Here is a 7556-nt window from a genome sequence, read left to right as displayed (position 1 = left end):
TCGCCCGAGAGGTCGCGCACGATGCGCGGCAGCTTCTGCCAGGCATTGCCGATCGGCTGCATCCGCGTCTTCATGACGCCTTCCTGCAGCTCGGCGGTGACGTTGGAGAGCCGCTGTAAGGGCACCTTGAACTCGGTGTCCTCGTTGCGGCGGGAGATTTCCAGGAGCTGGTTGCGGGTCAACACCAGCTCGGAGACCATCGTCATCAGATGTTCGAGGGTATCGACGTTGACGCGGATCGACTGGTTGGCGATCTTGTCGGCGACCTCGCCGTCGACTTCGACGGCGGCGGCGCGCTTGGCCGGCTTTGCCTTTGTTTCCTTCGCAGTTTCCTTGGCAGCTTCCTTGGCTTCCGGCGCCGGCGCCGCCTTGGCGACGGGTGCCGGCGCGACGTCGGTCGCGGTCTCGCGGAAGGCGCGCTCGAGGTCGTCGAGCGAGACTTCGCCCGGACGCAACGGGCGTTCCAGCACCTGCTCGACCAGCGTGCCCTTGGTCATCGCGGGCGGCGTCATCGCGGGCGGCGCCGGCGGCGCGGCCACGACGGGCGCGGCTGCGGGTTCAGGCGGCACCTCGGCATGGTGGCCGCCTTCGGCCATCGCATGCAGCTTCTCGATCAGGTCTTCGTCGGTGCCCTCGGGCTCGGTCTCGGTGGCCTCCAGACCTGCGAGGATTTCCTTGATGCGGTCGATGGAGGACAGGATCAGCGTCACGGCTTCGGCCTTGACCGGCATGCCGTCGCGGAATTTGCCCATCAAGGTCTCGCCGGCATGGGCGAGTGCTTCTAGCCGCGGCAGGCCCAGAAAGCCGCAGGTGCCCTTGATGGTGTGGACCAGGCGGAAGATGTTATCGAGGATCTTCGCGTCGCTCGGATCCTGCTCGAACCGCACCAACTGATTGTCGACCGTATCCAGGCTCTCGCTGGTTTCAGTCAGGAACTCCCGCAACAAATCATCCATGAAACTGGCCTTCGTACGCACCGGCACGCGACATCGACGCGCCTTACGGAACACGGCCAGCTTCTATGCAAAGCGTTTAATATTGGTTGAGCAAATGGAAAAGAACGGGATCAACAAAGAGATAAGACAGCAGAAATGAATTCTGCCGCCTCTCTTCAACCGTTGGTTAACCATGTCGGCGCGGTGGCGCGCTCAGGAAGCAGTAACGAGTACCTTTTCCCCGTCGGGCTCAAGCGTCACGTTCAGCCCGCAGGCCTGCGCCAACAGCCGCGTATAGTAAGGCTGCACCGCATGCGCGTCGACGGTCGCCGTCGAACTCGCGCTCACGAGATTGGCGATGTTCTGCGGCACGCGCGCGTTGAGGCCCGAAGACGTGACGCGAAAACCCATCGTCTCGCCGTCGCCGATCGGATCGATCGTCAGCGTGCCGCCGCGCGGGATCGTTTGCTGCGCGATGATCAGCATGTTCAACAGCAGCTTGACGCGGTTCTTCGGCAGCAACAGCCGCGGCAGATTCCAGCTGATCGTGATCTTGCCGTCCTCGATGTGGCCGCGTGCCATGGTCTGGGCGTCGCCGAGATCGATCTGCGCGCCCGCCGATCCCGCAGCGCCAAACGCCAGGCGGCAGAACTGCAACCGTGCGGAGGCGGTCTTGGCGCTCTTGCGGATCAGATCGAGCGCGAAATCGCGGTCTTCGGGCTTCGGGTTGTCGTCAAGCACCTCAAGCCCATTGACGATCGCGCCAACCGGGCTGATGAGATCGTGACAGACTCGCGAACACAACAGCGCCGCAAGTTCGAGGGTATCGGGAGCCGGACCGGGAGATGAAGTGCCAGACATCATGGGTTCCTGGAAAGCCGCCGGGTCGCAAATTGCTGGCGGACCGTTACGAATCACGCGTGCTTATCGGTTTGATACACTGCGCAGCCCCGTGCTGCCAGCAGGGGGCGGCAATGGTAAGGCAGGACGAACAGCAAATGGGCCGAGCTCATGAATGAGGCACGTCCGCCCGCGCTCGATCGCGAGGCCGCAGCAGTGCTGATCGAACCGCTGACCGAGATCGTGATCCGGGCCGGCGCCGCCATCCTTGCCGTCAACCGTTCCGCCATGAAGGTCGATGGCAAGACCGATGGCTCGCCGGTAACGGAGGCCGATCTGGCGGCCGACCGAATCATCGCCGAGGGACTTGCCCGGGTAGCGCCCGAAATACCTGCGCTCTCGGAGGAGCGCGTCCAAACGTCCGCGCTGCCCTATATGGAGAGCTTCTTTCTGATCGACCCGCTCGACGGCACCAAGGAATTCGTCGCTGGCCGCAACGAATTCACCGTCAACCTGGCGCTGGTGACCCAGGGGACTCCGCTGCTTGGCATTATCAGCGCACCTGCGCTCGGGCTGATCTGGCGCGGCATTGTCGGAGGCGGCGCGGAGCGGCTGACGCTCGGCAAGGGCAAGCCGCTCGTCGAGCCTATACGTACTCGCCCCTGCCCGCCGCGCGGCCAGCCATGGACCGTGGCGGTCAGCCGCTCGCATGGCGATGCCAGGACCGAAGCGTTTATTGCCGCAAGACCGGAGGCCGTACGGTGCGAGCTTGGCTCGGCGGTCAAATTGGGCCGGGTGGCCGAAGGCTCCGTCGATATCTATCCCCGGCTGTCGCCGGTCTCGGAATGGGACGTGGCCGCGGGCCATGCCGTCGTCGCGGCCGCCGGCGGCAAGATCACGGATTCAAGCGGCGCCGCCCTGCAATTTGGCACGGGACGGACGGGCTTCATCGTTCCGGAATTCATCGCCTGGGGCGATCCGAAGGCGGCGCCCTAAACAAGGCGCCTGTAGCCCGGGCTACGGCGCAAGCTACTGCGCCAGCCCTCGCTCGAGCGCCGGCCAACGCGCGGTGGCTTCCTCGAGGAAACGCGCCGGCTCTGCGGCGAACGCATCGCGGTTGTCCTCGCGGCCGAAAAGATAGAGCCGCTGGCCCGCAACCACCCAAAAGCGCGGGTTGCCTGCGTAGGTTACCCCTCGCCCCAGATCGACCGGGTCATAGCCGCCGAACTGAGGCCCGTAGATTTCCGGATGCGCGACGAAAGAGGCGCGATTGCCCTCGTTGCGGAAACGCCAGACGGCGCCGGCTTCGCGAGCCTCGAAATCGGGTAAGCCCTCGACGGCCATGGATTCCGTAAAGTAGGCGACGGGATCGAAGCCTCCGATGGCGAGGCCGGAATAGCGGTTCACCACCACGCGCTCGGTGGTCGCGGCGCGCGCGGCAAAATCAAGGCTGGCTACGCAAAAAAAACTTGCCAATAAGGCAAAAGCGGCCATTTGGGGGCGCGAGCCGTATCTTTCCTGCCGTTGTGCCGTCGTTGTCTGAATTGGTACCAATTGCACCGCTGATTTTCCTTGGCCGATGGCAGGAAGCCTGAAAGGGTGGATTTGTGTCGTCATATCGAAGCGCCGAAAATGCCGTTGTGCCGTCATAGTTGGTGCCGATAACATGCGAGTCGAGGGGACACTGGGCGCAACCTAGAGCCATGCTTGTTGGCGTCAGGTTAAGGCGGCGGCCAGATTTCGATGCCAGGGGTCTTTTCATGACGTTTGCTTCACGCCTTGCCGCGGTGACGTTCGCCGCGCTGATGTGCTGGACCGTGCCAGCTTCTGCGCAGCAGCCGCAGCCGGGAGGGCCTTATCCGCCCCCACCGGGCGGGCCTTACCCGCCGCCGCAGCGGCAGCCGGGTCCCGAGACTTTCGGGCCCGAGGAACTGGTGTCGGCCGGGCACAAATTCTTCGGCAACGTCTCGCGCGGCCTCGCTTCGGTCATCGAACGGGCGGTGAGCCAATGGGGCTTGCCCAATGGCTATGTGCTCGGCGAGGAAGGCTCCGGCGCCTTTGTGGCGGGCCTACGCTACGGCGAAGGCACGCTCTACACCAAGAATGCCGGCGACTTGCGTGTCTACTGGCAGGGGCCGTCGGTCGGCTTCGACTGGGGCGGCGATGGCGCGCGCACCATGACGCTGGTCTACAACCTGCCCGCCACCAACGCGATCTATCAGCGCTTCGTCGGCATCGACGGCTCCGCCTATATCGTCGGTGGCTTCGGCATGACCGCGCTGACCGCCAACAACATCGTGCTGGTGCCGATCCGTTCCGGCATCGGCTTAAGGCTCGGCGCCAATGTCGGCTATCTCAAATATACCCCGCGGGCGACCTGGAACCCGTTCTAAGCCCAGCTTCAAGCATAGACGCCAAGTCTCCCCGGATGGATTCAGGTTAACGCGGCATCGGGCTGGCGCAGGGTCGGGCTGGCGTGGCAATGTGATTAACGATTCCTTGTCTGTGTGGAGTAACCATCCATGATCGAGCCGATCATGTATCTGGCGATCGGTTTTCTGGTCTCGATGTTGTTCGGCCTGATGATCGTTCCGCTGGTGCATAACCGCGCGGTGCGGCTGACGACCCGGCGCCTGGAAGCGGCGACGCCGCTGTCGATGGCCGAGATCCAGGCCGACAAGGATCAGTTGCGCGCGGAATTCGCCATGTCGGCGCGGCGGCTCGAAATGAGCGTCGAGCAGCTCAAGAACAAGACCACCAGCCAACTCGCCGAACTCGGCAAGAAGAGCGATGCGATCAATCGCATGAAGATCGAGCTCGGCGAAAAGAACGCTACGATCTTCGCGCTCGAAGCGCGCGAGAAGGCGATGAAAGAGCAGCTACGCGCCACCGAAGAGGAATTCGCGGCCAAGACCGAACTGTTGCGCAACGCCGAGCAGGCGCTGACCGACAAGCAGGCCGAACTTGCCAGGATCAATCACGAATTGAACAACCGTTCGATGATGGCGGACAGCCGCCAGGTCGAGTTGGTCACGGTGCGCACGCAGATCGAGGAACTGAAGGACCGCGTCGGCGACGCCGAGAAGGAATTTTCGGCAACTCAGGCCCGCCTCGCGCAGGAGCGCGCCGAGTCCGAGCACGCGACGCGCGAATTGACGGAAGCACGTAGCCGCGTCGAAAATTTGAGCCAGCGCGTCACCGATCTCGACCGGCAATTGATCGTGCAGGTCAAGGAAGCCGAGATGCTCGGCAACCGCGTCAACGACCTCGAAGCGCGGTTGGCGACGCAAGGCAAGATCCTGGCTGAGCGCGAATACGAGAACAATCAGCTCCGGCAGGCGAACGAAAACGCCGAACGCGCCGCACGCGAACTGCGCGAGGAGATCGCAGGCATGAGCGGCGGCAAGTCGCCGACCGTGGAAAAATTGCGAGCTGAAAAGGCCGCGCTGGAAGAACAGCTCCGCATCGCCCGCGACGAGCGCGCCAAACTGCAGCGCGACATCAACGCGATCCAGCAGCAGGCCGAAAGCTCCTGGGCGACCGAGCGGATGGAGAACGCACTGCTCCGCGAGCGCATCAACGACATCGCGGCCGAAGTTGCAAAACTCGCGATGCAGCTCGAGGGACCGAATTCGGCGATCGAGGCCATGCTGGCGGCGGAACCGGACGTGCCGAAAGTGCCGGCCAAGCCCGCCAACGACGTCGCCGGTGCCGCCCCCGCCATGGCGGAAGGCGGCGGGACGCTGGCCGAGCGCATCCGCGCGCTACAGTCGCACGCTTCGCGGGCCCGCCAGCAGGGGGCGTAATTTCTCTCTCCCTGCGCGAAAACGCGAGGTCACGGCCCGACTGATCGCTTGACACTATGGGCTCGTCCTTCGTAAATCGCGGGCTCTGACGGGGCTCATTGTTCGCCCACACTTCCCGGACGCATAGCTCAGCGGGAGAGCGTTCCCTTCACACGGGAGAGGTCCAAGGTTCGATCCCTTGTGCGTCCACCATTCAAAGCCCCGTAAATCGGGGCTTTTGTCTTTTTGGTACCCGCCTATTCGGCAGATAGTCGCGTTACCGGCGTTTCGCGCGTAGGCGCATCGAAATTGGCTTACCTATTCGATGCGGGCTTTTTCCTTCAGGTCGCGGATGCGAATTTCTGCCTCTTCCTTCGAGGTCACGATTTCGGACTGATCGGGGACGCGGGCCTCGCGGCTGAGCCTCTTCAATTCCTCAAGCTGTTCATGCGTGGGCTTTTCGGTCATGGGCACCTCCTCTGACGGGGCAACCGTGCCAGGAACGTCCTGTTCCCCTTGAGGAGTCCATTGCGGCCCACAGGATGAGAGAGGCGAAGCCGAGGCGGCTTACTCCGGCGCTCTCATGCCGGGCGAGCGGAGCCATTCGTTTAGCCGCGATGCGGCTTCCATCTGTCGCGCCCGCCGCAAGAGCAGTTCCCGGGCCATGCCGGGCTGTGCCTCTCTTGCCGCCTCTCTGAAGCGCTTGGCCTCTTCCGCCAGCCGCTCTTCGAAGGTCTTCTCATGCTTGATGCGCCGTCGTGTTGGCATGCCCGTGATCCTCGTTCACGAGGGCCATTGAAATCCCGTGCCGGATCGCCGTCTGTCCGGCATCAGACTCATCGGGCAGGCTGTTTCCCTTTCGCCAATAAGTCGCGGCCCGTAGTTTGCCCGTCTTGCCGGAACACGATTCTCGGGGCGTCGTGGTAGCGGCACTTTCCGGGAGCGAACCATGCTTACAACCCTTCTTGTGATGACGGCCATCACCATCATCGCGGGCGCCGCGCTGATCGCTATTTCCGAACTCACCCGTGCGCGCCACCCGCAAGCCGGTCCGCCGCCGCGGCGCCGGGCGTTTTGAAGGCGCTCTCCGCGTTTGCGAGCGGAGCCTTGCTGCAGGACATCAGCAGAAAGGGCCCCAGCGGCGGCGCTGAGGTCCTTTCAGTCAATGTCGCATCGGGGATGTGCGACACCCGGTCCAATGCGTGTCGCAGATTTTCGTTCCTATCGCGCAATGGCGCCGCGCGATCAAGTGCAGCCGCGTTTAGCGCGGCGACGATCGCGTCGATATCGAATTCGGCCAAATGCCAATCCCAATGAATTAAGTGGCGCCGATCGAGATCATATGAATTGAATTCAACTTATACCCGTTTCAGGAAAAGAGGTCGCTCAACGGCGACCTCTTCGTTTTAGCCAGCGCGGCAGCGCCAATTCCGGCACAACCGCGCTATCGAATTTTCACAGGGGATTAAACCACCATTCAAGCAGCATGCGGGTTAACAACCGTGTACCCCCGTAACGAGCGTGCATGAATTCTCGTTGCGCGGCCGCCCGAGTTCGCATCGTATGCCATCCACGTATCGCCTTCGACATGTCGCTCTAGAACGAAAACGTGCCCACGCCGCGCAGCGACCATTCCGGGTGCAGGCGCTGTCCGTGGAAAGCGCAGCCAATTGGACGCGAGATTTAGACCAGGCACGATCCGGCCGAAAACACGTATAGACGCGCCGCAGCCGCAGAACGAGCGGGGACAACCGGCCGGGCGACCGCCGACCGTTTGGCCGCGATCGACACTCACGTCCGCCAATTCGCGACGATAACTCTGTGCGGTCGCTTGATGTGTATAAGAACTAATCCGCTCACGACGCGGCTGCGAAAACGAGAAGTCGCAGGGCATGGTCACATTGCATTCGGGTATTTGAGCGATGCGGGAAGGACGGGCTTCCGAAGCGATAGACCCGGTTACAACAAGGATAGACGCAACAAGGATTTGTTTGAG

9 protein-coding genes and 1 tRNA gene are annotated in these 7556 nt (G+C 62.9%); 4 read left to right on the top strand and 6 right to left on the bottom strand.

Annotated elements, in window-relative coordinates; genetic code table 11:
* Together YUO_RS0134310 and chpT are read right to left on the bottom strand one after the other, a co-directional pair.
* Positions 1-956: Hpt domain-containing protein (locus YUO_RS0134310; protein WP_028351270.1), on the bottom strand; the 956-nt coding region annotated here is incomplete at its 3' end.
* 192 nt (positions 957-1148) lie between these two features.
* Positions 1149-1796 carry a histidine phosphotransferase ChpT gene (gene chpT, locus YUO_RS0134305; RefSeq protein WP_028351269.1) on the bottom strand — a complete coding sequence of 216 codons (648 nt, stop codon included), beginning with the start codon at positions 1794-1796 and terminating at the stop codon, positions 1149-1151.
* Between the two features lie 150 nt (positions 1797-1946).
* Here chpT and YUO_RS0134300 point away from each other — a divergent pair, with 150 nt between their 5' ends.
* Positions 1947-2771, top strand: a complete 825-nt coding sequence (locus tag YUO_RS0134300; protein ID WP_028351268.1) for a 3'(2'),5'-bisphosphate nucleotidase CysQ family protein — start codon at positions 1947-1949, stop codon at positions 2769-2771.
* 33 nt (positions 2772-2804) lie between these two features.
* Here the strand turns inward: YUO_RS0134300 and YUO_RS0134295 are convergent, their stop codons facing one another.
* Positions 2805-3269, bottom strand: coding sequence for a YHS domain-containing (seleno)protein (locus YUO_RS0134295; protein WP_051379794.1), 465 nt, complete (start codon positions 3267-3269; stop codon positions 2805-2807).
* Positions 3270-3535: 266 nt separating this feature from the next.
* Between YUO_RS0134295 and YUO_RS0134290 the strand changes: the two genes are divergently transcribed.
* The 3 genes from YUO_RS0134290 (at position 3536) to YUO_RS0134280 (ending at position 5773) form a co-directional block, all read left to right on the top strand.
* On the top strand, positions 3536-4168 hold the full coding sequence (locus YUO_RS0134290; RefSeq protein WP_028351266.1) for a DUF1134 domain-containing protein: 633 nt from the start codon (positions 3536-3538) through the stop codon (positions 4166-4168).
* 129 nt (positions 4169-4297) lie between these two features.
* Positions 4298-5581: a coiled-coil domain-containing protein gene (locus tag YUO_RS0134285; protein WP_028351265.1), complete on the top strand. Its 1284-nt coding sequence runs from the start codon at positions 4298-4300 to the stop codon at positions 5579-5581.
* A 117-nt stretch (positions 5582-5698) separates the two neighbouring features.
* Positions 5699-5773, top strand: a tRNA-Val gene (locus YUO_RS0134280).
* 105 nt (positions 5774-5878) lie between these two features.
* Here the strand turns inward: YUO_RS0134280 and YUO_RS46740 are convergent.
* The 3 genes from YUO_RS46740 to YUO_RS0134265 all read right to left on the bottom strand — a co-directional run bounded on the left by YUO_RS46740 (position 5879) and on the right by YUO_RS0134265 (position 6861).
* Positions 5879-6028 (bottom strand): hypothetical protein, encoded by a 150-nt coding sequence (locus YUO_RS46740; RefSeq protein WP_156908888.1) that lies wholly within the window; start codon positions 6026-6028, stop codon positions 5879-5881.
* 99 nt (positions 6029-6127) lie between these two features.
* Entirely contained in the window at positions 6128-6328 is a 201-nt protein-coding gene (locus YUO_RS0134270) for a hypothetical protein (protein WP_028351264.1), read from the bottom strand.
* Positions 6329-6582: 254 nt separating this feature from the next.
* Entirely contained in the window at positions 6583-6861 is a 279-nt protein-coding gene (locus YUO_RS0134265; protein WP_028351263.1) for a hypothetical protein, read from the bottom strand.
* Positions 6862-7556 lie beyond the last annotated feature (695 nt).

It is taken from the genome of Bradyrhizobium murdochi (assembly GCF_000472965.1).
In the GTDB taxonomy this organism is placed as follows: Bacteria; Pseudomonadota; Alphaproteobacteria; order Rhizobiales; family Xanthobacteraceae; genus Bradyrhizobium; species Bradyrhizobium murdochi.
This window is presented reverse-complemented; position numbering and strand designations above follow the sequence as displayed.